We start from the raw sequence: 25851 nt of genomic DNA, 5'->3' as shown, positions 1-25851 counted from the left end.
TAAAGAGTAAGATAAGTATCTTATTCTTTTTCTTTGAAATGGAGGACAAATATGTTAAATTCAACGCCAAAAAATGATGGATTTTGGATGCCAGGAGAATTTGAAGAACAAGAAAAATGTTATATGCTTTGGCCAGAAAGAGGAGATATATGGCATCATAATGCTGAAAATGCTCAAAGAACCTTTGCAGAGGTAGCAAATGCCATAGGCAGATTTCAAGAGATAGTTGTTGGTGTATCAAAAGAATACTATGATAAAGCAATAACATTATTGGATAAAAATGTACAGGTAGTAAAGATGTCTCATGACGACTCATGGGCTAGAGATGTTGGACCAACTTTTGTTAAAAATGATAAGGGTGAAGTTAGAGGAGTGGACTGGAAGTTTAATGCATGGGGAGGACTTGCTGGAGGACTTTATTCTTCATGGGATAATGATGATAAGGTTGCTAAGGAAATATTAGAGTTTTCTTCAAAAGAAAGATATAGAACTGAAAACTTTATTTTGGAAGGTGGCTCTATACATGTTGATGGAGAAGGAACTCTTCTTACGACAAAGCAATGTCTACTTAATAAAAATAGAAACCCTGATTTAACCCAAAGACAGATTGAAAATTACTTAATTGAGTATTTGAATGTAGAAAAGATTATATGGCTTGAAGAGGGTTTATTTAATGATGAAACTGATGGTCATATAGATAATATTTGTTGCTTTGCAAGACCAGGAGAGGTTATACTATCATGGACTGATGATGAAAAGAGTCCAAACTATAAAATTTGTAGAGATGCTTATGAAGTATTAACTAAGGAGAAAGATGCTAAAGGTAGAAGTTTAGTAGTGCATAAATTAATACTTCCACAACCTATATATTTTACTAATGAAGAAAAAGAAGGGCTCATACATTTAGAGGGTACTAGAGAAATAGAATTAGATGACCCACTACCAGCTTCCTATGTTAACTTCTTAATATGTAATAAAGCTATTATAATGCCTGTTTTCAACGATGAAAAGGATGAATTAGCTATCAAGACTTTAGAAAAAATATTCCCAGAAAGAGAGATAGTGCCTGTCTATTCTAGGGAAATTATATTAGGTGGGGGAAATATCCACTGTATAACACAACAACAACCTAAATAAAGGGAGGATAAAGATGAGAAATGTAATAGTTGGAGCTACTCAGATGAAATGTACAGATGTTGTAGCGGATAACATAAAAAACGGAGAAAGATTAGTAAGAGAAGCAGTAAAAAAAGGTGCTAATATTGTACTTTTACAAGAACTTTTTGAAAATCTATATTTTTGCCAAAAGCAAGTTGAAGATTATTTTAAGCTTGCCAAAACTCTTGAAGACAGTGATGCTGTAAATCACTTTAAAAAGTTAGCTAAAGAGCTTCAAGTAGTATTACCTATAAGTTTCTTTGAAAAGAAAAACAACATGTACTATAACTCTTTAGTGGTTATAGATGCTGATGGAGAGGTTTTAGGAACTTATAGAAAAACTCATATTCCAGATGGACCAGGATATAATGAGAAGTTCTATTTTTCACCAGGGGATACAGGTTTTAAAGTATTTAAAACAAAATATGGTACTATAGGTATAGGCATATGTTGGGATCAATGGTTCCCAGAAACAGCTCGTAGTTTAGCATTAATGGGAGCAGAACTTATATTTTATCCAACAGCCATAGGTTCAGAACCATCAAAACCAGAATATGACTCTAGAGATCACTGGCAAAGAGTTATGCAAGGACATTCTGCTGCTAATATAGTTCCAGTTATAGCTTCGAATAGAATTGGAACTGAACATATACAAGATTCACAAATAACTTTTTACGGTTCATCTTTTATAACAAATGAATTTGGAGAAAAAGTTGTGGAAGCTAATCGAGAAGAAGAGACAGTTTTAACTGCAACTTTTGACTTGGATAAAATAGCTGAAGAAAGAAGCTTCTGGGGAATATTTAGAGATAGAAGACCATCCTTATATGGTACAATATCAACTAAGGATGGAAGTTTATAATATTTAGATAAATTATAGTGTATGGATACTAATATCTATACACTATATTCTTTTAAGAAGACTCTTTATTTTCATATTGTTTTAGTTAACAAATAAGATTGATAGTAGTAGATAAAAGTATTTAAAATTCGTTTAATATCACAAAATAATAAAATATAATTGGTTTGCTGTACCATTGTGAATTTAGATGGAACCTATAAAATAATAGGTAAGAGGTGAATTATAATGAAAAAAATGGATATTCTAAATCAAATGTATGAATCAGTTGCATTAGCTATTGTTAGAGCTGAGACTATTGAAAGAGCTTGTGAGATAGCTGATGGATGTATAAAAGGCGGAGTTCCAGTTATGGAAATGAGCTTTACATTAAATAATGCTGGAGATATTATTGAAGGTTTAGTTAAAAAGTATGGAGATGATTTGTGTGTAGGTGCGGGAACAGTTTTAGATCCTGAAACAGCTAGACATGCTATATTAAAAGGAGCCAAGTTTATTATTGCACCAAATTACTGCCCAGAAACAGCAAAGGTATGCAATAGATATCAGATTCCATATGCCCCTGGATGTACTTCTCTTACTGAGGCTATTGATGCATTAAGTATGGGGGCATCTTTTGTAAAGGCATTTCCAATCTCAGACTTCTATGGATCAAAGTTAGTTAAAGTATTTAAAACACCTATTCCTAATATGCCTATTCTAGCTAGTGGAGGAATTACTTTAGACAATCTCCCTGTATGGTTAGAAAATGGCGTTGATCTTTGTGGGTTTGGTGGATTATTAACACAAGGGACATCAGAGCAGATCGCAGAAAATGCATCTAAAATTAAATCTATAATTACAGAATATCGTAATAAGAATAATTAATAAATGAATCTTGAAAATTCCTTCTAACAGTTATGTTAGGGGGAATTTTTAGTTTATATAGTTATTCTTTAAACTAGTCTTTTAGAACAAAGATATAGATTTTAACTTTGGTACTTTGAATGAAAATGAGCTCTCCTTTTTGTGGTTGTCGAACATTTATTTATAGAAAACGATTGTATTATAATAAACTCATACAAGAAAGGAGGGCTATTATGAGTATAGCTTTAACAAGAATAGACTTTAGATTAATTCATGGACAGGTAATCACTAGGTGGTTAACTCAGTGTCAAATCAATGAAATCGTTACTATAGATACGGCATTAAGCCATGACGATTTTATGCAAGATGTGTTTAAGATGGCTGCACCAAAAGGAGTAAAGATTAGAATTTTATCAGTTGAGGATGCAGTAAAAGCTCAACAAAATAGTGAGTTTGAAAAAAATAGAGTAATGGTTTTGTTTAAAAGTGTACAAGAACTAGATAATGCTATAAGAGCAGGTTTAGATCTAAAGGAAGTGCAAATAGGAGGACTAGGAGGAGGAGCTGGTAGAAAAGCTGTCCATAATGCAGTTACATTAGACCAAAAAGATGCTAATACATTATTAGACCTTGAAAAAATGGGAATCAATATTTATTTTCAGACTACTCCTGATTACCCATCGGAGGCATTACAAAAGGTTATTACAAGACTTTAATTAAAAAAGAGGGGGAAAAATAAATGATTATTAAAGCTGCATTAGTAGGTTTGCTTTATTGGATTTCAATGGGAAGAGCTCAATACTTCTTCTCATATGCATTCCGTAAACCAATTATTTTAGGTGTTTTCATTGGATTAGTTTTTGGAGATGTTCAAACAGGACTTATATATGGTGCTACAATCCAATTAATGTACATGGGTGGTATAGAAGCTGGAGGAAATATTCCAAATGACTTAGGACTAGCTTCTTGTATTGCAATTCCAGCCGCAATTATTAATAACTTAGATCCAGCTGCAGCAATAGCAATTGCTGTTCCATTTGGAGTTTTAGGTGTTTTAATTAACAACCTTCGTCGTACAATTAATTCTTTTTATAATACTAAGGCCGATGCATTTGTAGAAGCTGGAGAGTATGACAAACTATCTACTTTCTCATTTTTATTACCATGGTTAACAAATGGAGTTCTTTATTTTACACCAGTGTTTATTGCTACTCTTTATGGCCCAAGCGTAATACAAGCATTTATTCAAGCAATACCAACTTGGTTTATGAACGGACTTGCAAATGCTGGAGCAATGTTACCAGCACTAGGATTTGCTTTGACATTAGTAGTTATGGGTAAGAAGCAATACATACCATTTTTCGTATTAGGTTTCTTCATACATGCTATTTCAGGATTTTCTATGCTAACAGGGGCAATTATTGCTTTATGTATAGCACTAATAGTTTCTTTATTTAAACAAAATGAGGAAGGAGAATTAATATGAGTCAAGCAGTTGAGAATACAGTAGAACAAAAAACAATAGTTACCAAAATGGATTTATTCAAAGCTTGGTGGAAATGGAATTTAGCAGTTGAAGTTCCTGTAAGTTTTGATAGAATGCAAGCATTAGCTTTTGGGTATTCATTAAATAAGATACTAAGAAAAGTTTATAAAGATGACCCAGAGGAACTTAAGGAAGCTATGAAACGTCATACATCAATGTTTAATACTAACTGTGACTGGGGAAGCCTTATTCATGGAATAGTTATTTCTCTTGAAGAGCAAAGAGCTTTAGGCAATGAAAATATTACTCCAGATATGATTCAATCATTAAAGATAGGTCTTATGGGACCATTAGCAGGAATTGGTGATAGCGTTGACCAAGGAATAGTTGCTACGATTCCACTTGCTATATTTGTTCCTATGGCACTTAATGGCTCGGTTATTGCAGCTTTTATACCAGCACTTATTTATTTAGCATGGTCATATGGATATTCATGGTTTCTAATAAATAAAGGCTATAAGTTAGGAAAAAATGCAGTTCTTGAAATTCTACATTCAGGGAAGATAAAAAAAGTTATTGATATTGCTAGTATAGTTGGCTTATTTATGATTGGGTGTTTATCTTCATCATATGTTTCATTTAAAACAATTTGGACATTTACAAGCAGTTCAGCAGCAGAAGTATCTTTACAAAGTATTTTAGATGGTATGGTTCCAAAGTTATTACCATTTACTTTAGTTCTAGGAATGTATTTCTATATTACTAAAAGAGGACCAAGATACTTACGTATAATTGTTTTTACTATGATAATGGCTTTAATTTTAACATTCTTTGGAATTATATAGTTTTAGATACATAAAGCAAATTCATGACTATATATGAATTTGCTTTGTGTTTAAGCATGCATATATGACGTTAAGTTAGAAAGGTAGTGGAAGGTATGAAAGTTTTAATTACTCCTAGAGGGTTTGCCAATTATGGATTAGATAAGGTTAGGTATATGGAATCTAAGGGGTTAGAGGTTCATTATAATAATACTGGAAAGGCATACACAAAAGAAGAATTTTATAATTTAGCTTCCGATGCAGATGCAATTATTGTTGGTGTAGACATAATTGATAAAGAATTAATTGATAAGTGTCCCAATTTAAAGGTTGTATGTAAATTTGGAGTTGGAACAGATAACATAGATGTAGATTATGCAAAAGAAAAAGGTATTTTCGTTGGAAGAACAGTTGGATCTAATTCTAAAGCAGTAGCAGAACATGTAGTAGCATTAATGTTTGCAGATGCTAAAAATCTATATAATACAGCTAAAGAAGTTAAAGATCATAAATGGAACAAACCTACAGGACAAGAAATCAGCGGTAAGACATTAGGTATTATTGGATTTGGAATGATCGGAAAGCACATTGCAAACTTTGCGAATGGGTTAGGTATGAAAGTATATGCCTATGATGCTTTTGAAATTACAGATGAAACTGCTAAAGAATTTAATGTAGAAAAGAAATCTTTTGAAGAAATTATTGCTGAAAGTGACTATGTATCTTTACATGTACCTCTTTTAGAATCTACTAAGAATATGCTTTCTACAGAAGAATTTAAGAAAATGAAAAGTAATGCTTGTTTAATTAATGCAGCAAGGGGCGGAATTGTTGATGAAGAGGCTTTATATGAAGCTTTAATTAACAAGGAAATTCGTTCAGCTTACTTTGATGTATATAGTACTGAGCCGCCTACAGAAGATGATAAATTACTTGCTTTAGATAATTTCGTCTTAACACCTCATACAGCGGCAAGAACAATAGAATCAGAAAAAAGAACTTGTGAAATGTCGACTGAAATTATACTACAAAATTTATTAGGTTAGTTGGTGAGAGAATGTATAGTGAAATACAAGAGTTTTTAACTAATATTAAAAAAGAGTTTGGTGAGAACCTAGATAACATTGATATAGAAAGTGTAGAAAAAGCTGCTGAAATAATATTAGAAAGTGAGAAAGTTGGAGGGCGTGTTCATGTTACAGGAATAGGCAAACCATCATATGTAGCTGGATATATTGCTTCTTTACTATCTAGTACAGGGACAAGTGCTTACGAATTACATGGTACAGAAGCTGTTCATGGTTCAAGTGGTCAGGTTAAGGCTGGAGATGTTGTTATTGCTATATCTAATAGTGGAGAAACTGTGGAGCTAAAGTCAACTATAGAGACTCTAGTTATGAATGGAGCTCGTATTATTAGTTGTACAGGAAACGGTGCATCATGGTTAGCTAAACATTCAGAAGTGTGTTTAGTAGCTCATGTAAATATAGAAGGTGATAGCTTAAACAAACCACCACGTGCATCTATTTTATCGGAGCTATTGATTCTTCAGTGTTTAAGTATAGTATTACAAAAAGAAAAAAAGTTAGATTTGGATAAGTACCTAAAGTGGCATCCAGGTGGAAGTCTTGGTAAAAGTATAAGAGAAATGGAAAGAGAGTAGGAGTTTTTATGGCAAATTTAAATATTATAATTGGGACTCATGGAAGATTTGGTGAAGAAATCATTAAATCAGCAGAAATGATAGTTGGTAAAATGGAGAATGTTAGAGCAGTATCCTTATTACCTGAAATGTCTTTTGAAGAATTTATGCAGCAAGTTAAAGATATATTAGCTGAATTAGAAGGAGAGACAATAGCCTTAGTAGATTTATATGGAGGAACACCATGTAATGTACTTACTGCTTTGACTAGATCATATAATCATAATGTTATAACTGGTTTAAACTTACCTATGTTAATAGATCTCTATATTAATACATCAAATGCTGAAGAGATAGATGTGAAACAAGCAGTTGAGAATTGTATAAATAACTTAAAAGAAAGTGGAGTTCATACTAATAGTATGCTTGATTAGTTTCTACATTTTATAGAGTAAAATATGTTTAAAATTTAGGAGGAAAGTTATGTTTGAAGGAATTATTACACCAATTGTTACACCATTTAATCGTGATAAAGAACAATCAATTAATTATAAAGCTACTGAGGACTTAATAAACCATTTAATAGAAAAAGGCGTTAATGGAATCTTTATTTTAGGAAGTAATGGTGAGTTTCACGTTATTGATGAAGAAGAGAAGGTTGAATTTGCTAAGAAGGTAATAGAAATAGTTAATCATAGAGTTCCTGTTTTTGTAGGTACAGGTGCATGTTCAACAAAAGAAACTATACGTTTATCTAAAAAGATGGAGGAAATAGGAGCAGACGCTCTTTCAGTTATAAGTCCATATTTTATAAAACCTAGCGATGAAGAATTATATAATCATTTTAAGGATGTTGCTGATTCCGTAAAAATTCCAATTGTATTATATAACATTCCTAAATTAACAGGAGGCAATATTTCAAAAGAGGTAGCTGGACGTTTAGCAGAGATAGATAATATTAAAGCTATTAAAGATAGTAGTGGAGAACTGGAAAATTTAAAAGGATATATTGAAGCTGGTAGGGGCAAAGAGTTCAATGTATTAGTAGGGTCAGATTCTAAGATTTCAGAAGGTTATAGTTTAGGAGCTACTGGAGCAATAGCAGGTACTAGCAATGTTATAACAGAAGTTTTAGTGAAGCTTGATAAAGCACTTAAAACAAATGCTGTTGATGAAGCTAAAAAATTTCAAGCAGATATTGATGTTTTAAGAGATGTTTTAAAATTAGGAACAGTTCCATCAATAATGAAGAGATCAGTAGAGCTAGCTAAGATTGCAGAAGTGGGACCTGCAAGAAAACCTGTTAGAGAAGTAAATCAAGAAGTTGATGAAAAAATTAAAGAAATGCTAAATTATTATAAATTATAGATTGTTAATTGATTCAGATTTTAATAGTGGATGTTATATTAAAATCTGAATCAGTTTAACTTATTTAGTTTGCAGGCTGGCATCATGTAGAAGATTAGAGCTAATAATGGATTATGAAAGTTCATAAAAACTAATTACTTCAATTTTATATACATGTGCTAAAATATTAATTAACCAGAATAAGAAAGGCAAAAAATATGATGTTAGTTGATATTTTTAAAGAATTTATTAATGTTGTACAGGAAAATAAAAAATACACTATAGGACTATTAAATGAAGAAGGAATAGTTGTATCTTGTAGTAGAGAAAAGTTTGTAGGTGAGTGTTTTAATGTAGATAGTTCTGATATTAATAATGTGTTTTATGCAATAAAAATTAAGCGGGAAAGTTATGGATATATCTGGGTAAGAGGTGAAGATGAGAATCTTAAGATGATAAGTAGCCTTTTACTTGATTCTTTGACAACTCGTTTAATGTATGAGATAAATAATAGTTCTTTGAAGCAAAAGGTTACCAAAGACGACGAATTAATTAAGTTTCTATTAAATGAAGAGCAATTTGATTTAAATAATATTTTAGATTTAATTAATAGACTTGGAATTGATGAAAATAAAACTAGAGCTGCTATTTATATAATTAATCAAAAAGGACACAACCTAGAAGAAATTATGCGTTTGAAATTAAGAGCTGATAGCAAACAAATGATATACTCATTGCTTAATAAGAGGAGTTTACTGTTATTTAAAGATATGCCAAGTGGATTGGATAACACTGAAGCTAAAAGATTCTTTAAAAAGTATATTAGAAGTTTACAAGATTGGGGACTACAAGGCTGCTATTATATAGTAGGATCTGCCCAAGATAAATTGAAACAGTATAGTGTAAGTTATAAAAATTGTTTATGGCTTGAAAAGAATATAAATTATGAGGTAGATGAACCAATATTTTTTACAGATTATTTATTTGAATATTTTGTTTCGAAAATTCATTTAGATGATGTAAGAAATATTTTTGATTTTTATAATGATAGAGGAAAAGGGATAGACATTGACGAATTTACTAATATTGCAAATAAATTACTTATAAATGATTACAATATTACTCAAACTGCAGATGATTTATTTTTACATAAGAATACTTTAATTTATAAACTTAAGAAGTATGAGCAAATCTTTAATATTGATATTAGGGGAGATTTTAAAGGAAAGTTCTTAATGGTATTAATTGCCAATACATTAAGAGAATATCAAAGACAGAAACAGGTTGGTGAAAAAATATGAGCACAAAAATTAAGCTTGCACGTATTGATAAAAGATTATTGCATGCCACAGTGGCTTTAAATTGGAGTCAATTTTTAAATGCTAATTATGTGGTAATAGTGGATCCAAGTTATAGCAATGACCCTTTCATTATTAAAGTAATGAAGCTATGTCTTCCAGAGCCAATGAAAGTTAAAATTTTTTCTACAAAAGAACTGGTAGATTTTATAGAGAAAGATAGTAGTACAAAACGTAATTTAATGGTTATATTTAAGGATTTAGAGGTTGCTAAAGAAGCTGTAGAGGCAGGATTTAAAGTAAATGAAATTCAAATTCCTTATCCAGCAAGTCGCATAGTTATAAAGAAGCTTTCTGACTTTTTTTCTGCTAAAGAGATAAAGTATATACGCTTTATTCAGGAAAAAGGTATTAAACTTTTTTTCCAAACTTCTCCTATGGATAACAAGGAGTACTCTGTATTTAGAAAAGAATAAAAATAAGGTTGATGCGTATAGGCACCAACCTTATTTTTTAGGAACATCTTTCTTTTAGTTTCTCATCTAAAAGCTCTTTTGCAAGTTTAGGATTTGCTTTACCCTTTGAAGCTTTCATTATTTGTCCCATTAAGAATCCAGCTGCTTGAGGTTTTCCAGAGGAGAAATCAGCTATGGATTGTGGGTTGTTATCCAAAACTTCTATTATTAATTGTTCAAGTTCTGAACTATCACTTATTTGAGAAAGTCCTTTAGCTTTTACTATTTCATCTGGAGAAGCACCAGTTTTGAACATTTCTTCAAATACTTCTTTACCAACTGTTGTACTTATAGTTCCAGCTTCAATTATTTTGATAAGATCAAATAGTGCTTTAGGATCTAAAGATATAGAAGTAATTCCTTCAGAAGAATCTCCATCAACCTCTTTTAGAAGTCTTAACATATCTCCAAGTACCCAGTTAGCTACAGATTTAGGGTTAGCACCTAAGGAAACAGTTTCCTCATAGAAAGAAGATAGAACCTTATCATCTATTATGATCCCAACTTCTTTCTCTGATAGTCCATAGCTTTTAATAAATCTTTCTTTTTTAACTCTTGGCATTTCGGGAAGAGTTGCTTTTATACTTTCTATTTGTTCTTCCTGGATTATTATTGGAACTAGATCTGGTTCAGGGAAGTATCTGTAATCATGAGCATCTTCTTTACTTCTCATAGGAATAGTTTTTCCTTTTCCATTATCCCATCTTCTAGTTTCTTGTTTTATTTTATATTCTTCGCCATAGGTGTAAAGCTCTCTTTGACGTTTTTCTTCTTTTTCTAATGCTTTTTGAAGTTCTTTAAAAGAGTTGATGTTTTTAATTTCAACTTTAGTGTTTAGAACATCTTCTCCAAATCTTCTTATAGAAATGTTAGCATCACATCTTATTGAACCTTGCTCCATTCTACAGTCTGATACATCAGCATATTGGAGAATAGACCTTAGTGTTCTTAAGAAAGTTACAGCTTCTTCTGGTGAGCGCATATCTGGTTCAGATACTATTTCAATAAGCGGAACCCCTACACGGTTATAGTCAATTAGAGAGATACCATCATCATCAAGGTGAACTAGTTTACCTGCATCTTCTTCTATATGAATTCTGTTTAATCTAACGGTTTTAGTTTTTCCACCAACTTCAATATCAACATGACCACCGCTGCATATAGGTAAGTCAAATTGAGAAGTTTGGAAAGCCTTTGGAAGGTCAGGGTAGAAGTAGTTTTTTCTATCCATTTTATTTAGTTTATTAATTTCACAGTTTAATGAAGTCCCTGCTTTTATTGCGTAGTTTACCACTTCTTCATTAAGTACAGGAAGAGTTCCAGGTAATCCTAAGCATATAGGGCAAGTATTTTTATTAGGCTCTGCACCAAACTCAGTAGAGCAGGAGCAGAATATTTTAGATTTTGTTTTTAGTTCGGCATGTATTTCAAGACCTATGACTGTTTCAAAACTCATAATATATCCTTCCTTTCTTTATTGCACTGGTGCTAGAGTAGATACTTTTAGTTCTTGCTCTAAAGCATAAGCTGCTTTTAATATTTTTTCTTCACCAAAATGAGGTCCAAGTATTTGAAGTCCTATCGGTAATCCTTCTTTGCTTAAAGCACAAGGAATTGAAATTGCAGGAATACCAGCAAGGTTTGCATTAACTGTGTAGATATCAGCAAGATACATTGATAATGGATCTTCAGATTTTTCCCCACATTTAAAAGCAACAGTAGGAGTAGTAGGACTTAAGATTACATCATATTCATCAAAAGCTTTCTTAAACTCTTCTTTAATTTTCTTTTTTAGTTTGTGAGCTCTGTTGTAGTAAGCATCATAGTATCCAGAAGATAAAGCGTAAGTTCCAAGCATTATTCTTCTTTTAACCTCTTTACCAAAAGCTTCAGTTCTACTTTTAACCATTAAATCATCAATGTTTGAAAATTCTTCAGGTCTGTAACCGTATCTTACGCCATCAAATCTAGCTAAGTTAGAACTAGCTTCAGCAGAAGAGATTATATAGTATGCAGACAGTCCTTCTTCAGTTATAGGAAGAGATATCTCACTAACTTCAGCTCCAAGATCCTTTAATACTTGTATAGATTGTTTTATTGAATCACTGATTTCTTCATCAAGACTGCTTTGGAAAAATTCCTTAGGAACTCCTATCTTCATTCCTTTAACACCATCAGCTAAGGTGCTTAAATAATCGCCTTTTATTTCACCTTTATAAGAAGTTGAATCAAGAGAATCTTCTCCCTGAATAACTTCTAAAGTTAAAGCTGCATCTGTAACAGATTTAGAGAATGGGCCTATTTGATCTAAAGAAGAACCAAAAGCTATAAGACCAAATCTTGATACTATTCCATAGGTTGGTTTAAAGCCTACAACACCACAAAATGCAGCTGGTTGTCTTATAGAGCCGCCAGTATCTGATCCCAAAGAAATAGGAGATAAACCAGCAGCAACAACAGCAGCAGAACCACCAGATGAACCACCAGGAACTCTAGTTAAATCCCATGGATTTTTTGTTGTCTTAAAGGAAGAGTTTTCTGTAGAAGAACCCATAGCGAATTCATCCATATTAGTTTTACCTATTATTATTGCATCTTCTTTAAGAAGCTTTTTTATAACTGTAGCCTCATAAGGAGGAACAAAGTCTCCAAGCATTTTTGATGCACAAGTAGTTAAAGTACCATCAGTACAAATATTATCTTTTATAGCTATAGGAACTCCAGCAAGTCTTCCTACAGGTTCACCAGCTGCAATTTTTTTATCAATTTCCTTAGCTCTTTCTAAAGCTTCCTCTTCACAAAGTGTTATATAAGCTTGAACCTTAGGTTCAACGTCTTTTATTCTATCAAATAGAGCTGTTACTACTTCAACAGCAGTAAAGCGTCTAGCTATAATACTTTCTCTAATTTCATTTGCTTGTAATAATTCAATTTGCATTTATATTCACCACCTATTCTATAATCTTCGGAACCATTATCGCAGTATCTCTCATAGATTTTGTATTAGAGAATAACTTCTTTTTATCCTCAAATACTGCCATTTCATCTTTTCTTAGTACTGGTTTTAAATCTTCAGAAAAAATATTCAAATCAATATCACTTAAATCAAATTTGTCTATAGTTTCGAAATGAGTTAAGATGCTTTCAAATTCTCCTGCAAGCTTTTCAGCTTCTTCTTCTGTAAATTTAAGCTTAGCTAGTTTTGAAATATATTCTACATTTTCAACAGTAACTTTCATTTTTACAATCCTCCTATGGTTCTAATCTTTTTAAATCTCTTGGTAGAAGAGTAGCTTCTCTTATATTTTCTAAATCTAATATTTTTAAAGTAAGTCTTTCAAGTCCTATAGCAAAACCGCCGTGAGGTGGCATTCCATATTTAAAACTATCTAGATAGAAGCCAAAATCCTCTGGGTTTAAACCAAACTTTCTAATGTTTGCGGCTAACATATCATAGTCATGTATTCTTTGACCACCAGTTGTAATTTCTAGACCTTTATATATTAAATCAAAGCTTTTTGTAAGTTCAGGTCTTTCACTATCAGGCATTGCATACATAGGTCTCTTTGATACTGGGTATTCAGTAAGGAAAACAAAATCACAATCGTAAGTTTCTTTTATATACTTTGAAAGAATAACTTCTCCTTCAGCATCTATATTTCCTACTGGGGATTTCTTGTTATATTTCTCTAATAAGATCTCTTGAGCTTTAGCTAATGGTATTCTAGGAATTTCTAACTTATCAGGAAGTTCAATTCCATACAGTTGAAGTTCTTTTGGACATTTTTCTTTAAGGGTTTTAAATAAGTAGTTTAAGAAACCTTCTTCTAAGTCCATAACTTCATATTCATCTTCTATAAAGCCCATTTCAACATCTAAGCTCACGTATTCGCTTAAATGTCTCCAAGTTCCGTGAAGTTCAGCTCTATATGCATGACCTACTTCAAAAACTCTTTCAAATCCAGCTCCAACCATCATTTGCTTGTAAAACTGTGGACTTTGTGATAAAAATGCACGTTTGTTAAAGTAGTTAACAGTGAACATTTCAGATCCACCCTCAGTACTAGATGAGATTATCTTAGGTGTATGAATTTCAGAGAATCTTAAGTCCTTTAAGTAAGTTCTAAAAGCATCACCAATTTCTTCTTGAATTTTAAATACAGCTCTTGTTTTAGGTGATCTTAAACTTAAACTTCTGTAATCCAATTGTTTCTCTAATGAAGCCTTTTGTTTGTAGCTGTTTACTTCAAAAGGTAATTTATCATAAAATGCTTTTCCAATTACAGTGATTCCTTTAGATATAAGTTCTACACCACCAGGTGCCTTTTCATTATCAACTTTATCCCCAATTGCCTCAACACTCATTTCAAGTCTTAAATCTTTAATTTCATCTTTATCAACAACTAGTTGAATTATTCCAGTTTTATCTCTTAAATGAAGAAATGTTATCTTACCAAGGTCGTGAATTTTATGAACCCACCCTTTAACTAAGACACTTTCTTCAGTTGTTTCTTTTACATCGCATACATAAGTTCTTTTCATTTTCTAATAGCCTCCTATAACTTTTAATACTTATTGCATATTTTTATAAACAAAAAAACCGCCCCCTATACCATAAATTGGTATAGGGACGGTTAAAATTCCGCGGTGCCACCCTAGTTAGCATAGTAAATTTAGAAGCCGTAAGAATAAAAAAAACCGTCCTTATACTTACGTATAGGAACGGATTATCCGCGGTACCACCCTAAATTAGCTAATGCTCACTCATATTGATACAAAAACTCTAACTTGTTTTTATATCTAGTCATTTTAACGGTTGACTACCGGCTAAGTCTACTCTTTACATTTCGGTTAGCATCTCAAAGGTGTTCTTCGATACACACATCATACTGGGCTTTCACCATCCCCAAGCTCGCTAAAAATCAAGTTATGTATTTACTCTCCTCGTCATAGATTAAGAGTTAAATATTGTTTTTCTTATTATATTATTATATAAATAAAAAATCAATAGTATTTTTAAAAAAAGTTTAACATCTTATTTTGAAAATAATTAAATAGGGTTTATGTTATAATGATTAAAAGCAATTTACTAAGGTTTTAGCAAGGAGTGTACAAATGAATGGAGTAAAACTAGCAATATTTGATATGGATGGGCTGATGTTTGATACAGAAATGCTTACCAAAAGAGCATGGATGGAAATAGGAAGAACCTATAATTATGATATAACTTTAGATTTTTTACTTGGACTTTTAGGAATGAATAAAACTTCAATATCAAATAGATTTAAAAGTATACACGGAGAAGACTTTCCATTTGATAAGCTATATGTAGAACAAGGAAATGTTGTTAATAGGATAATAGAAGAGGAAGGACTTGGAGTAAAAGAGGGACTTATAGAACTTCTTGACTTTCTAGATGAAAAAGGCATAAAGAAAGCTGTAGCAACATCTAGCAGTAGAGAAAGAGCTGAAAGATTATTATCTATAGCTGGTATATTGGATAGATTTGATAGAGTAATATGTGGGGATGAAGTAACAAAAGGAAAACCAGACCCAGAGATATTTTTAACGGTATGCAAGAAGTTAGATGTTGAACCTAAGGAAGCTATTGTTTTCGAAGATTCAGAAAGAGGATTAGAAGCAGCAGTTGCTGGAGGTATAAAGTGTGTAATAATACCAGATTTAGTTGAGCCTTCTGAAAAACATGTAGGGTTAGCTTATGCTAAACTTAAGAATTTATTAGAAGTTATTAATTTAAAATAACATCTAAAAACCTTTATAAACTAATAATTTATAGAGGTTTTTTATAAACATATTCCAAATTAAGTGTATAAAGTACATACAATCTTTTACGAATATATGATATGTATAGTATAATATATAATATTGTATATTTTAATATGTGGAGGCCAATAATGCTTAAAAATTGTATGGAAGATATGGTTAATGATATGTTACCAGATTTATTAGAGAAGTATGAAGGAATATGCACTTGTGAAAAGTGTATTCAAGATATAAAAGCAATAGCTTTAAATAATCTGCAACCTTTGTATGGAGTAACTGAAAAAGGAATATTATATATAAAAGCGAATCAATTAGGAACTCAATTTAAAATAGATATTGCAAATCAATTAATAAAAGCCATAGATAAAGTATCTTTAAACATAAAGCACGTGTAGAAAAACTGAAGATAGTTTTGGAGGAAACATATTATGTACATAAATAAAACATCTTTTAAAGTAAGATATGTGGAAACAGATAAGATGGGGATTGTTCACCACTCTAACTATTATCCTTGGTTTGAGATAGGTAGAGGAGAGTTTATAAAAGAAACAGATATATCCTATAAGGATATGGAAGAACAAGGAATTCTTATGCCTTTAGCTGAAAGTTATTGTAAATACATAATTCCCGCAAAATATGAGGATCTTGTTACAATAGAAACGTGGATAGAAACACTAAGCCCAGTAAAAGTTATTTTTAACTATAAGGTCATAAGAGAAGAGGATGGAGTACTTTTAGCAAAAGGGAGTACTACTCATGCCTTTGTTAATAGTGATTTTAAGATAATAAATATTAAAAAGTTAAATAACTCAATTTGGGATAAAATAAGTGCATTAACCATATAAAAGACTACACTATTCTTAAAAAAGATAGTGTAGTCTTTTTATTTAAGTTAAATTATAGTAAAAAAGTTTATTATAAATTCACTGGATGTAATTTCTATGTTTAAGTTATAATAATCTATAAAGTGAAATTTGATTTGTACAGGAGTGATACTTAATGAATATAGAAAATGCAATTTATAGAAGGAAATCAGTAAGAAAGTACAAAAATAGTAGTATTTCAGAAGAAGACTTTGATTTCATCAATAAACTAATAAAAGATGTTCCAAGATTATATCCAAAGATAGAAATGAATATTGAACTTATTAAAGATGGTAAAAAGATTCAAGATATAAGTAAGGGTATAGTGGGAAGTTATGGGAAAATAGAAGCTCCTCATTATTTAGTAATTACCTCAGAGGAGAAGAGTGGATATCTAGAAAATATAGGATATACACTTGAGGAAATAGTTTTAGAACTAGCTGATAGAGGGATAGGAACTTGTTGGATAGGTGGATTTATTAAGAAAAATCTATTAAAAGATGTAATGACTATAAAAGAAAATCACAAGCCTGTAATAGTAATTTCTTTTGGTTATCCTGAAAATGAACAGGAATTAGATGTTAAAGAGTCAAGCTCTTTTAAAAGAAAAAAACTTGAGGAAGTTATATATGAACCTTTTGAAGATAAATGGGTGAAAATATTTGATAAAGTTAGAGTAGCTCCATCGGCGGTTAATCTTCAACCTTGGGTATTTACTATGGAAGGCGACACTAAAATAGAGGCCTTTGCTAAAACTGGTAACTTAATCACTAAAAAACTTATGCATTTTAGTGATTTGGATGTAGGAATAGCAATAAAACATTTGGAACTTGCATGCAAAGAAGAAAACATAAAAACTATTTATACAAAAACTCCACATGATTTAAAGGGGTTAAAATATATTTTAACAATAGAATTAGAAAATATTTAATGAAAATAAGAGCAGAGAGATCTGTTCTTATTTTTTTGTGTAAATCTTACCAAACTCTTAAGATTTACTAAGTCTAACCTTAATAGTGATTAATTTTAAGGAAAATATGGTAATGTAATAAATAAGATGAAACAAAGGGGGCAAATTATGAAGATATTTTTAAAATACGTACTAAAGAGCATGTTAGAAAAAAAAGCAAGATTCTTTCTTTTGCTAATAGCTATAGTACTTAGCACAGGATTATTTGTAGGAAGCATGGGAGCAGTAGATGCAGCTATAGACAGTTTTGTAAAACCACAGCTAGAACAACTTGAAAATAAAGATGTATATGTATCAGCTAAAGACGGGGCAATGGCCTTTGACTTAGAGGGGTTAAAGTTAGATGGATTAAAAGATATAGTACCTGAAATAAGAGGTAGTTTTATATATGATACGGATGATATGCAGACTATACAAGTAATAGGGCGAGAAGAAAAGTATATAAATAAAGATGTATTTATAGATGGAAATGAGTTAAAGGACTTTAATGGTGAGAAGTGTATAATCTCAAAAAGGGTTAGTGAAGAGTTTGATCTTAAAGTTGGAGATAAGCTAAATACACTACTTAATGGAGAGAAGGTTAGCTTAGTAATATCAAAAATTTCAGCTAATCAAGGAGTTTTTTATGGAGATACAAAAGAGAACTTTCAGATGATAGTTCCCTATAAATATTTAGTTGAAAAGTTTGATATGAAAGATAAATATAATGTTGCATTTGCGAATAAAACAGAAGCAAATATAAAGGATTCAATAGAAAAATTTAATGATGCTAATACTAACTTTATAGCTAAAGAACTTTATAATGAAGATGCTGTAAAGAGTCAAGTTGCACAAATAAACAACATGCTTTACATGATGTTATTAGTAGTTGTATTTATGAGCAGTATTATAATATATAGTTCTTTTAAATTAACAGTAGCAGAGAGAATGCCTATTATAGGAACGTTTTTAAGTCAAGGTGCAACTAGGGGGACTATAAGAAGAATATTATACTTAGAAAGTTTGTGTTATGGAATTTTAGGAGGGGTAATAGGTAATGGATTAGGAATCGGAATATTATACCTAATAAATTACGTTATATCTCCTTTAAAAGAGTATGGAATACTACAACAACCTAACATAAATATTAGATATTTAATATGTGGACTAGTATTTTCAATATTACTATCTGTTGCATCAGCTATAGTACCGATTATAAAGACCAATAAGCTTCAAGTTAAGGAAGTTATATTAAATACCTCAGATAGCTCAGAACAAATAGGGATAGGTAAATTTGTAGCAGGCATAGTGCTTCTACTAGGAGTGATTATTGTAAACTCACTTAAAACTAAATGGTTAATAAATATAAGCCCAGTATTATTTATATTAGCAATAATTGCAGTAATACTAATTTATCCTAAGGTTGTAGAGTTTATATCAAAAAATATATTTTCTAAGCTTAGAGATACTAATCCTATAAATGCGCTAGCCCTAAATAACATGAGTACATCTAAAGTTTTGCTTGGAAATATTAACTTAATGAATATAGCAATTATATCTATTATAATGATAAATTCTTTAAGTATTAGTATAAAAGATGTAGTAGTAGAGGCTTATGAAAAATTAAACTATGGGATAGAAATAAATGTTCCTGAAAGTGGTGCATTTGATCTTAAGGAAAAAGTATTAGATATACTTAAGGAAGAACCTAATGTTGTTCAAAGTTCAATACAAAGACAGCAATATGCTGGTGGAGAGATTGATGGCAATAATTATTCTGTTATGGGAATAGAGCCAGATAAATATTTGGATTTTGATAATTATCTAAACTGGGATAAAGAAGAATATAAAAAATTTAAAAATGGTAGTTTAAATGATGTTATTATAACTGAAAAGATAGCAGAAAAAGTAAAATTGAAAAAAGGCGATAGCTTTGATATGAAAGTTGGAACTACCAATAAAAGCTATAATGTAGTAGGGATTATAGATGGTAAATTATATAATGGTGGATCGGTTGTTTTTATAAATTATAAGGGTCTACCAAAAGAATATGTAGATAGTGCGTCTATACAATTTTATTTAAATACTACAGGACGTTCAGCAGATGTAAAAGAAAATATCAACAAAAAAATAAGAGCCCTTGGAGTCAGTGTTTTAACATTTGAAGAAACAAAAGCAAGAAATGTTGAAAATAACAAACAACTTACAGATATATTGAGTATATTCTCATTTATGTCAGTTGTTATAGGAGCTTTTGGAGTTTTAAATAATATAGGAATAAGTTTTATTCAGAGAAAAAAAGACTTAGCGGTTTTGAGTTCAGTAGGTATGAGTAAATTCCAAAGAAATAAAATGCTTATAATAGAGTCTGTTCTTACGGTAGTATGGTCAATAATTATTGTAACACCATTCTCTTATCTTGGTATGTCAATAATGAGTAAGATAAGTAAGTTATTAGGCTTTGATATGGAAGTTGTATTTAATATAAAATTTGTGCCTGTAATTTTCTTAGTGTCACTGGCAATAGTTTTAATAGCTACAATACCAGTATTATTTAAAAGTAAAAAACTATCCATTATAGAAGAATTAAAATATGAGTAGGAGGAAAAGAAATGAGAGCAATAGAAGTATTTGATTTAAATAAAAATTTCAAGGTAGGGAAAGAAGAAATAAATGTTCTTAAGGATTTAAACTTTTCTGTGGATAAGGGAGAATTTCTTTCTATAATGGGGCCATCAGGTTGTGGGAAATCTACACTTTTATATCTATTAGGAGGATTAGATAAACCTTCAAGTGGTATAGTAAATGTTAATGGAAAAGACTTAAGTAAATTAAGTGAAAAGCAAAAAAGTATAATGAAAAGAAGAGAGCTTGGATTTGTATTTCAGTTTTATAATTTAGTTCCTAACCTTTCTGTAGAAGATAATATTTTACTTCCAATAATTTTAGATGGAGGAAAGATAAAAGATTATTCACGTAAGCTTACTGAAATATTAGATAGAATAGAGATGAGTCATAAAAGAAAAGTGACACCTAGAGAATTGTCTGGTGGGCAACAACAAAGAGTTGCAATAGCTAGAGCATTAGTATTTGAACCAGATATAATATTAGCAGATGAACCTATAGGAAACTTAGATTCAAAGACAGGTACGGAAATAATGAGACTGTTTAAAAATATAAATAAAGATTTAGGAAAAACAATAATACAAGTTACCCATTCACAAGAATCAGCAGCTTATGGAACATCAATATTAAAATTGAGAGATGGAGAAATTGTAGTTAGAGAAGAAGTTGCATCGTAGCATTTTAATTTGGTTTAATTATTTTGCGGATTGTAATAGATGTAAGTTTAAATAAAACTTTATAAAGTTTAATGAAAAAGCAGCATTAAGCTGCTTTTTTATTTTATATAATATATTCTTATTGTTGTATACCTAAGTACATAGATACTTGAGTACCTGAGTACTCAGGTACTCAAGTATTCAACTATTAAATTAGATAAACTATTTTAAATCTTTTACGCCTGTTTCTAAAATTTCCATTTGCAATAAAGTTTGTTCATCAGTAATAGTTTTTTCTTTTCCATTTATAATAGCTTCGTATAAATCATCATAAACTCTTCCATAATCACCATTAACTGATTCAACTTTTTCTTCATGAGTTACGCCTTCATCATCTATATAAGTTAGAGTCCCGTAGTGTTCAAGAGTATCAATACCAAAATCTTTATTATCAGGCATATGGAATAGTTTTAAGTGTTCTTCTTGGCGATCTTTAGTTTGTTTAACGAAACATCCTTTTTTACCATATACAACAAAACTTGGTCTTTCTTTTAATCTAAAGTAACTAGATTTAACGGACACCTTTAAAATTCCATAATATAAATCTAAATCAAAATAATCGTTCATTCTTCCTGAACCTAATAATTGTCTAACATCATAATGAATGTCGTCAGGTTTTCCAAAATAGCTTATTACTTGATCTAAAGTATGGCAGCCATGTCCATATAAATAAGAAAAGTGAGGAATAAAATTAGTTACCGATTCAGGGACTTCAGGACGATAATAATCATAATGCATTTCAACTTCTAATAAATCTCCAAGTTTGCCTTCCTCAATAACTTTTTGAACTGTTAAGAAATCACTGTCAAAACGTCTATTTTGATACGCTTGAACAATTAATCCTTTTTCCTTTGCAAGTTCAAATATTTCTTTAGCTTGAGCTGATGTTTCCATAAATGGTTTTTCAACTAAGCAATGTTTATTATGTTCTAATACTATTTTTGCATATTCATAATGGGTGTCATGAAGCGTACAGACTACTATTAGTTGGATTTCCTCGTCATTTAATAATTCATCTAGGTTTGAGGTATAATTCACACCATCAATTCTAGCCCAGCTTTCATTTTTAGGATTTCTTTGATAAATTGTTTTAACTCTTATATTTTCTCTCTGTAAAACGAATGGTAGATGATATCTGTTAGTACTTTTACCATTTCCTATATAACCAATTGTAAGCATAAGAACCTCCTCAAAATATGATATACTTTATTCTAACATAAATTTAGTGTGAAGGTATTTGAGATAAAGTAGAGTAATTTGAAGAAAAAAGCTCTAAAGTGGTATAATTAAATGAAATATACTACTGAATTATGTTAATAATTATGATAATAAAGATTTTGTTGAGGTGTTTAAAGTTGATTGATAAAGCTTTGGAATTATTAGAAAGATATTTTGGATATAAGAATTTTAGAAGAGGACAAGAAGATATTATTAAAAATATAGTTAATAATAATGATGTATTAGCCATCATGCCTACAGGGGGAGGTAAGTCTATATGTTATCAAATTCCTGCACTTATGCTGGAAGGAATGACAGTAGTAATTTCTCCACTGATTTCTTTAATGAAGGATCAGGTTGATACTATTAAGGAAATGGGAATAGAGGCAGCTTATATAAACAGCTCATTGTCAACTAATGAGTTTAAAGAAGTATTAGATGGAATAAGAAGTGATAGATTTAAAATTATATATGTGGCTCCAGAACGACTTGAATCTTATGAATTTTTATCTATACTTGGGGAAAAAAATATATCACAAGTAGCTATTGATGAAGCGCACTGTGTTTCTCAATGGGGACATGATTTTAGAACAAGCTACAGAAAGATACCTTTTTTTATTAATAGCTTAAGGAATAGACCTATAATAACTGCTTTTACAGCAACAGCCACAAATGAAGTAAGGGAAGATATCATTAATATTTTATCTCTTAAGACTCCAAAAGTATTTATATCAGGCTTTGATAGAGAAAACCTTAAGATAACTATAGTAAAATCAGGTAGTAAAAAGGACTATCTTTTAGATTACATAAATAATCATAAAGAAGATTCAGGTATAATATATGCAGCTACCCGTAAAGAAGTAGATGCGGCTTATACATTACTTTTGAAGAAGGGTTTTTCTGTAGGAAAATATCATGCAGGTTTATCTGATAATGAAAGAGAAAAAAATCAAGAGGATTTTATCTACGATAGAGTAAATATAATGGTGGCTACAAATGCTTTTGGTATGGGAATAGATAAATCTAATATTAGATACGTTATTCATTACAATATGCCTAAAAATATAGAAAGCTACTATCAAGAAATAGGTAGGGCAGGTAGAGATGGTTTAGATAGTGAATGTGTATTGTTATTTACTCCTGGAGATGTGCAAACTCAAAAGTATCTAATTGAAATGAGTATAGAAAACCCTGAGAGAAAAAGTAATCAATATAAAATGCTTCAATATATGGTTGATATGATTCACTCTAATGATTGCTATAGAAGATTTATACTTAACTATTTTGGAGATGAGTATCCTAAGGATTGTAACAATTGTAGTAATTGTGAAAGTGAAGGAGAAATAGTTGATAGAACCTTAGATGCTCAGAAGGTTTTATCCTGCATATATAGAATGAAGAGAAGCTTTGGTTCTACAATGATTGTAGATGTACTTAGGGCATCGAAGAATAAGAAACTTCAAGAGTTTAAGTTCAATGAATTATCTACCTATGGAATAATGAAGGAGTTCTCCAAAGACGATTTGAAGAATTTTATAAACACTCTTATTTCTCATGGATATATGGATATGGTAGAGGGAACTTACCCAGTTATTAGATTAAATGATAGGTCTATAAAAGTATTAAAGGGAGAAGATCAGGTTAAATTCAAAGAAATCAAGGTGGAAAGAGTATTTAAGCTTGACGATTCATTATATGAAGAACTTAGAACTTTAAGAAGAGAGATTTCGGAGAGAGAGGGAGTTCCTCCTTACATAATATTCCCTGATGTAACATTAAAGGATATGTCTATAAAACATCCAGTTAATAAAGAGCAAATGCTTTTAATATCTGGAGTAGGTGAGGTTAAGTATAATAAATATGGTGAGGAATTTGAAAAGCTAATACTAAAATATTTAGAGAAAAATAGAGCTATTTTAGATGATGAGGTGTGTTATGTTTCAACTGATGAAAGATTATTAGAAGAACTAATAAAGGTTAGAAATGCTATAGCTAAAAAAGAAAATCAACTTCCTCAAGCTGTAATAGCTAAAAACACATTAAAAGAAATAAGTGGAAGGTATCCTAGAGATACAGATAACTTAAAGGATATAACAGGTCTTGGACCTAAGAAAATAGAAAGATATTCAGAGAAGATATTAGAAGTAGTGAATAACTATGTATTAGAAAATGGTATTGAAGTTAAGTGGAGAGATAAAAAGAGAAGTAAGCTGATAATAGATGGTGAGCATAGAAAACAGGATGAAATTGCCATAGATATGCTTAAGGAAGGAAAGGAACTTCAATATATTTCCCAGGAATTAGAGGTTTCAATATCTACCGTGTTAGGTTATGTTACTGACTATTTAGAGTCAGGAAGAGAACTAAACTTTAACTTAGATATAAGAGGGTTATACACAGAAGAGGAGAGAGCTTTAATTATAAATGAGTGCAGAAGCTCGGGTTACAGCTCTATAAGTTCAATAAAGAGAAAACTTCCTGATAACATAAAATATGAGAGTATAAGGGCAGTTATTTTGGATGAATACTATCTTAAAGACAAGGTTTAATGGAAGGAATGGGATTATGAATATAGATTCAAAGATACTTACGCCTAAGGTGAGTATAGCGCCTATGGTGGACAGAACAGATAGACACTTTAGATATTTTGCTAGAATTATTACTAAAAAAGCTTTGTTATATACAGAAATGGTAACAGCACAAGCTATAATAAATGGAAAAAGAGATAGGTTATTAGATTTTAATCCATTTGAGAAGCCTATTTCCTTACAGATTGCAGGTTCTACTCCAGAAGATGTATATAATGCGGTTAAGATAGCTGAAGATTGGGATTATGATGAAATAAACTTAAATGCAGGTTGTCCTTCTGATAGAGTTGCGGGAAATGAGATGGGAGCATGCCTTATGGCTTATCCTGAACTTGTACGAGATATGATTAAAGCTATGAAAGAAGCTACTAAGAAACCTGTAACACTAAAACATAGAATAGGAATTGAAGGGAAAAATATATTACCAGCTAGTTTTGAGAGAACTTTGTTAGATAGATATGAAGACATGATAGGATTTATAAATAAGGTTGAAGAAGCTAATCCAGATAGATATACAATACATGCAAGGATAGCTATTTTGGAGGGGTTAAGTCCAAAAGAGAACAGAGAAATACCTCCATTAAGATATGAAGAGGTATATAAAGTTAAAGAAGAAAAACCTAATCTACAAGTAGAAATTAATGGCGGAATAAAAACTATAGAAGAAATAGAAAAACATTTAAATTATGTAGATGGTGTTATGATAGGAAGAGCTGCTTATGATAATCCTATTATTCTTAGAGAAGTAGATAAATTCTTTAAAGGTGGCGGGATTAATAACATATCAAGAAGAGAAATAATAGAAGAATTTATTCCTTATATTGAAGACCTTGAGAAGAATGGAGAAAATCCTCATGTAGCCTTAACTCATACTTTAGGACTATTTTTAGGTGCTAAAGGGTCAAAATTATGGAAGCAGATAGTTTCACCAGCTAGTTCTAAGAATATAAAAAGATCCGAATTACTTAAAGAAGGGATAAAAAACTTACCAGAGGAATCTCTTGATAGTAGAATTTAAATTAGTTTTGGGAAGGTGCTTAAGCAATGTCATTAAGTTAGTCATTGAACATATTTGATAATTTATGCAGAGGATATCTACCGGAATATAAGATACCCTCTGCACTTCTTTTCTT

The 25851-nt window shown here is 30.8% G+C and carries 25 protein-coding genes and 1 other annotated feature; of the genes, 20 read left to right on the top strand and 5 right to left on the bottom strand.

The window, feature by feature from the left end:
• Window positions 1-51: 51 nt before the first annotated feature.
• From aguA to L1S49_RS04845, 12 genes are all read left to right on the top strand, one after another.
• Window positions 52-1137 carry an agmatine deiminase gene (gene aguA / locus L1S49_RS04900; RefSeq protein ID WP_238902794.1) on the top strand — a complete coding sequence of 362 codons (1086 nt, stop codon included), beginning with the start codon at window positions 52-54 and terminating at the stop codon, window positions 1135-1137.
• Window positions 1138-1150: 13 nt separating this feature from the next.
• Window positions 1151-2020, top strand: a complete 870-nt coding sequence (gene aguB, locus L1S49_RS04895; protein WP_238902793.1) for an N-carbamoylputrescine amidase — start codon at window positions 1151-1153, stop codon at window positions 2018-2020.
• 225 nt (window positions 2021-2245) lie between these two features.
• Window positions 2246-2884: a ketohydroxyglutarate aldolase gene (locus L1S49_RS04890; protein ID WP_238902792.1), complete on the top strand. Its 639-nt coding sequence runs from the start codon at window positions 2246-2248 to the stop codon at window positions 2882-2884.
• A 212-nt stretch (window positions 2885-3096) separates the two neighbouring features.
• Window positions 3097-3579: a PTS sugar transporter subunit IIB gene (locus L1S49_RS04885; protein ID WP_073022266.1), complete on the top strand. Its 483-nt coding sequence runs from the start codon at window positions 3097-3099 to the stop codon at window positions 3577-3579.
• Window positions 3580-3602: 23 nt separating this feature from the next.
• Entirely contained in the window at window positions 3603-4349 is a 747-nt protein-coding gene (locus L1S49_RS04880) for a PTS sugar transporter subunit IIC (RefSeq protein WP_073022267.1), read from the top strand.
• Window positions 4346-5194 carry a PTS system mannose/fructose/sorbose family transporter subunit IID gene (locus L1S49_RS04875; RefSeq protein WP_238902791.1) on the top strand — a complete coding sequence of 283 codons (849 nt, stop codon included), beginning with the start codon at window positions 4346-4348 and terminating at the stop codon, window positions 5192-5194. The genes L1S49_RS04880 and L1S49_RS04875 overlap by 4 nt, the downstream gene beginning before the upstream one ends.
• Before the next feature lie 95 nt (window positions 5195-5289).
• Window positions 5290-6219 carry a phosphoglycerate dehydrogenase gene (locus L1S49_RS04870; RefSeq protein WP_238902790.1) on the top strand — a complete coding sequence of 310 codons (930 nt, stop codon included), beginning with the start codon at window positions 5290-5292 and terminating at the stop codon, window positions 6217-6219.
• 11 nt (window positions 6220-6230) lie between these two features.
• Window positions 6231-6836 (top strand): SIS domain-containing protein, encoded by a 606-nt coding sequence (locus L1S49_RS04865; RefSeq protein ID WP_238902789.1) that lies wholly within the window; start codon window positions 6231-6233, stop codon window positions 6834-6836.
• 8 nt (window positions 6837-6844) lie between these two features.
• Window positions 6845-7249, top strand: coding sequence for a PTS mannose transporter subunit IIAB (locus L1S49_RS04860; RefSeq protein ID WP_238902788.1), 405 nt, complete (start codon window positions 6845-6847; stop codon window positions 7247-7249).
• Window positions 7250-7298: 49 nt separating this feature from the next.
• Entirely contained in the window at window positions 7299-8183 is an 885-nt protein-coding gene (gene dapA / locus L1S49_RS04855; protein ID WP_238902787.1) for a 4-hydroxy-tetrahydrodipicolinate synthase, read from the top strand.
• Between the two features lie 197 nt (window positions 8184-8380).
• Window positions 8381-9463, top strand: a complete 1083-nt coding sequence (locus L1S49_RS04850) for a helix-turn-helix domain-containing protein (protein WP_073022272.1) — start codon at window positions 8381-8383, stop codon at window positions 9461-9463.
• Window positions 9460-9936: a PTS sugar transporter subunit IIB gene (locus L1S49_RS04845; protein ID WP_073022273.1), complete on the top strand. Its 477-nt coding sequence runs from the start codon at window positions 9460-9462 to the stop codon at window positions 9934-9936. The genes L1S49_RS04850 and L1S49_RS04845 overlap by 4 nt, the downstream gene beginning before the upstream one ends.
• A gap of 37 nt (window positions 9937-9973) precedes the next feature.
• Here L1S49_RS04845 and gatB read toward each other — a convergent pair whose 3' ends face one another.
• The 4 genes from gatB to aspS are packed head-to-tail and all read right to left on the bottom strand — an operon-like array spanning window position 9974 to window position 14517.
• Complete coding sequence (gene gatB, locus L1S49_RS04840) at window positions 9974-11431, bottom strand: Asp-tRNA(Asn)/Glu-tRNA(Gln) amidotransferase subunit GatB (protein ID WP_238902786.1); 1458 nt, start codon at window positions 11429-11431, stop codon at window positions 9974-9976.
• A gap of 18 nt (window positions 11432-11449) precedes the next feature.
• Window positions 11450-12913 carry an Asp-tRNA(Asn)/Glu-tRNA(Gln) amidotransferase subunit GatA gene (gene gatA, locus L1S49_RS04835; protein ID WP_238902785.1) on the bottom strand — a complete coding sequence of 488 codons (1464 nt, stop codon included), beginning with the start codon at window positions 12911-12913 and terminating at the stop codon, window positions 11450-11452.
• 13 nt (window positions 12914-12926) lie between these two features.
• Window positions 12927-13214 (bottom strand): Asp-tRNA(Asn)/Glu-tRNA(Gln) amidotransferase subunit GatC, encoded by a 288-nt coding sequence (gatC, locus tag L1S49_RS04830; protein WP_021803238.1) that lies wholly within the window; start codon window positions 13212-13214, stop codon window positions 12927-12929.
• A 13-nt stretch (window positions 13215-13227) separates the two neighbouring features.
• Window positions 13228-14517 (bottom strand): aspartate--tRNA(Asn) ligase, encoded by a 1290-nt coding sequence (gene aspS, locus L1S49_RS04825; RefSeq protein ID WP_238902784.1) that lies wholly within the window; start codon window positions 14515-14517, stop codon window positions 13228-13230.
• Window positions 14518-14690: 173 nt separating this feature from the next.
• Window positions 14691-14935: a binding site (T-box leader), on the bottom strand.
• A gap of 155 nt (window positions 14936-15090) precedes the next feature.
• On the opposite strand from aspS, the gene L1S49_RS04820 reads away from it, so the two are divergent.
• From L1S49_RS04820 to L1S49_RS04795, 6 genes are all read left to right on the top strand, one after another.
• Window positions 15091-15738 carry an HAD family phosphatase gene (locus L1S49_RS04820; protein ID WP_238902783.1) on the top strand — a complete coding sequence of 216 codons (648 nt, stop codon included), beginning with the start codon at window positions 15091-15093 and terminating at the stop codon, window positions 15736-15738.
• 152 nt (window positions 15739-15890) lie between these two features.
• Complete coding sequence (locus tag L1S49_RS04815; protein WP_073022278.1) at window positions 15891-16154, top strand: late competence development ComFB family protein; 264 nt, start codon at window positions 15891-15893, stop codon at window positions 16152-16154.
• Between the two features lie 33 nt (window positions 16155-16187).
• Complete coding sequence (locus L1S49_RS04810) at window positions 16188-16604, top strand: thioesterase family protein (protein WP_238902782.1); 417 nt, start codon at window positions 16188-16190, stop codon at window positions 16602-16604.
• A 154-nt stretch (window positions 16605-16758) separates the two neighbouring features.
• Window positions 16759-17553 carry a nitroreductase family protein gene (locus L1S49_RS04805; protein ID WP_238902781.1) on the top strand — a complete coding sequence of 265 codons (795 nt, stop codon included), beginning with the start codon at window positions 16759-16761 and terminating at the stop codon, window positions 17551-17553.
• A gap of 147 nt (window positions 17554-17700) precedes the next feature.
• Window positions 17701-20172 (top strand): ABC transporter permease, encoded by a 2472-nt coding sequence (locus L1S49_RS04800; protein WP_238902780.1) that lies wholly within the window; start codon window positions 17701-17703, stop codon window positions 20170-20172.
• Window positions 20173-20183: 11 nt separating this feature from the next.
• A complete protein-coding gene (locus L1S49_RS04795) occupies window positions 20184-20873 on the top strand; it encodes an ABC transporter ATP-binding protein (protein ID WP_181602551.1) in 690 nt (229 codons plus the stop codon).
• Between the two features lie 201 nt (window positions 20874-21074).
• On the opposite strand, the gene L1S49_RS04790 is transcribed toward L1S49_RS04795, so the two are convergent.
• Entirely contained in the window at window positions 21075-22091 is a 1017-nt protein-coding gene (locus L1S49_RS04790; RefSeq protein ID WP_238902779.1) for an oxidoreductase, read from the bottom strand.
• A gap of 176 nt (window positions 22092-22267) precedes the next feature.
• Between L1S49_RS04790 and recQ the strand changes: the two genes are divergently transcribed.
• Together recQ and dusA are read left to right on the top strand one after the other, a co-directional pair.
• Window positions 22268-24679: a DNA helicase RecQ gene (gene recQ / locus L1S49_RS04785; RefSeq protein WP_238902778.1), complete on the top strand. Its 2412-nt coding sequence runs from the start codon at window positions 22268-22270 to the stop codon at window positions 24677-24679.
• Window positions 24680-24695: 16 nt separating this feature from the next.
• On the top strand, window positions 24696-25736 hold the full coding sequence (dusA, locus tag L1S49_RS04780) for a tRNA dihydrouridine(20/20a) synthase DusA (protein WP_238902777.1): 1041 nt from the start codon (window positions 24696-24698) through the stop codon (window positions 25734-25736).
• Window positions 25737-25851 lie beyond the last annotated feature (115 nt).

Origin of the sequence: Clostridium sp. YIM B02506, from assembly GCF_022324845.1 — a bacterium.
GTDB classification, from domain to species: domain Bacteria; phylum Bacillota; class Clostridia; order Clostridiales; family Clostridiaceae; genus Clostridium_T; species Clostridium_T intestinale.
Note: the sequence above shows the minus strand (reverse complement) of the source record. Positions and strands in the feature narration are given on the sequence as shown.

Bases quoted from the DNA above. Each gene is read 5' to 3' on its own strand.
- aguA (WP_238902794.1), top strand. From the start codon at position 52: ATGTTAAATTCAACGCCAAAAAATGATGGATTTTGGATGCCAGGAGAA.
- aguB (WP_238902793.1), top strand. From the start codon at position 1,151: ATGAGAAATGTAATAGTTGGAGCTACTCAGATGAAATGTACAGATGTT.
- L1S49_RS04890 (WP_238902792.1), top strand. From the start codon at position 2,246: ATGAAAAAAATGGATATTCTAAATCAAATGTATGAATCAGTTGCATTA.
- L1S49_RS04885 (WP_073022266.1), top strand. From the start codon at position 3,097: ATGAGTATAGCTTTAACAAGAATAGACTTTAGATTAATTCATGGACAG.
- L1S49_RS04880 (WP_073022267.1), top strand. From the start codon at position 3,603: ATGATTATTAAAGCTGCATTAGTAGGTTTGCTTTATTGGATTTCAATG.
- L1S49_RS04875 (WP_238902791.1), top strand. From the start codon at position 4,346: ATGAGTCAAGCAGTTGAGAATACAGTAGAACAAAAAACAATAGTTACC.
- L1S49_RS04870 (WP_238902790.1), top strand. From the start codon at position 5,290: ATGAAAGTTTTAATTACTCCTAGAGGGTTTGCCAATTATGGATTAGAT.
- L1S49_RS04865 (WP_238902789.1), top strand. From the start codon at position 6,231: ATGTATAGTGAAATACAAGAGTTTTTAACTAATATTAAAAAAGAGTTT.
- L1S49_RS04860 (WP_238902788.1), top strand. From the start codon at position 6,845: ATGGCAAATTTAAATATTATAATTGGGACTCATGGAAGATTTGGTGAA.
- dapA (WP_238902787.1), top strand. From the start codon at position 7,299: ATGTTTGAAGGAATTATTACACCAATTGTTACACCATTTAATCGTGAT.
- L1S49_RS04850 (WP_073022272.1), top strand. From the start codon at position 8,381: ATGATGTTAGTTGATATTTTTAAAGAATTTATTAATGTTGTACAGGAA.
- L1S49_RS04845 (WP_073022273.1), top strand. From the start codon at position 9,460: ATGAGCACAAAAATTAAGCTTGCACGTATTGATAAAAGATTATTGCAT.
- gatB (WP_238902786.1), bottom strand. From the start codon at position 11,431: ATGAGTTTTGAAACAGTCATAGGTCTTGAAATACATGCCGAACTAAAA.
- gatA (WP_238902785.1), bottom strand. From the start codon at position 12,913: ATGCAAATTGAATTATTACAAGCAAATGAAATTAGAGAAAGTATTATA.
- gatC (WP_021803238.1), bottom strand. From the start codon at position 13,214: ATGAAAGTTACTGTTGAAAATGTAGAATATATTTCAAAACTAGCTAAG.
- aspS (WP_238902784.1), bottom strand. From the start codon at position 14,517: ATGAAAAGAACTTATGTATGCGATGTAAAAGAAACAACTGAAGAAAGT.
- L1S49_RS04820 (WP_238902783.1), top strand. From the start codon at position 15,091: ATGAATGGAGTAAAACTAGCAATATTTGATATGGATGGGCTGATGTTT.
- L1S49_RS04815 (WP_073022278.1), top strand. From the start codon at position 15,891: ATGCTTAAAAATTGTATGGAAGATATGGTTAATGATATGTTACCAGAT.
- L1S49_RS04810 (WP_238902782.1), top strand. From the start codon at position 16,188: ATGTACATAAATAAAACATCTTTTAAAGTAAGATATGTGGAAACAGAT.
- L1S49_RS04805 (WP_238902781.1), top strand. From the start codon at position 16,759: ATGAATATAGAAAATGCAATTTATAGAAGGAAATCAGTAAGAAAGTAC.
- L1S49_RS04800 (WP_238902780.1), top strand. From the start codon at position 17,701: ATGAAGATATTTTTAAAATACGTACTAAAGAGCATGTTAGAAAAAAAA.
- L1S49_RS04795 (WP_181602551.1), top strand. From the start codon at position 20,184: ATGAGAGCAATAGAAGTATTTGATTTAAATAAAAATTTCAAGGTAGGG.
- L1S49_RS04790 (WP_238902779.1), bottom strand. From the start codon at position 22,091: ATGCTTACAATTGGTTATATAGGAAATGGTAAAAGTACTAACAGATAT.
- dusA (WP_238902777.1), top strand. From the start codon at position 24,696: ATGAATATAGATTCAAAGATACTTACGCCTAAGGTGAGTATAGCGCCT.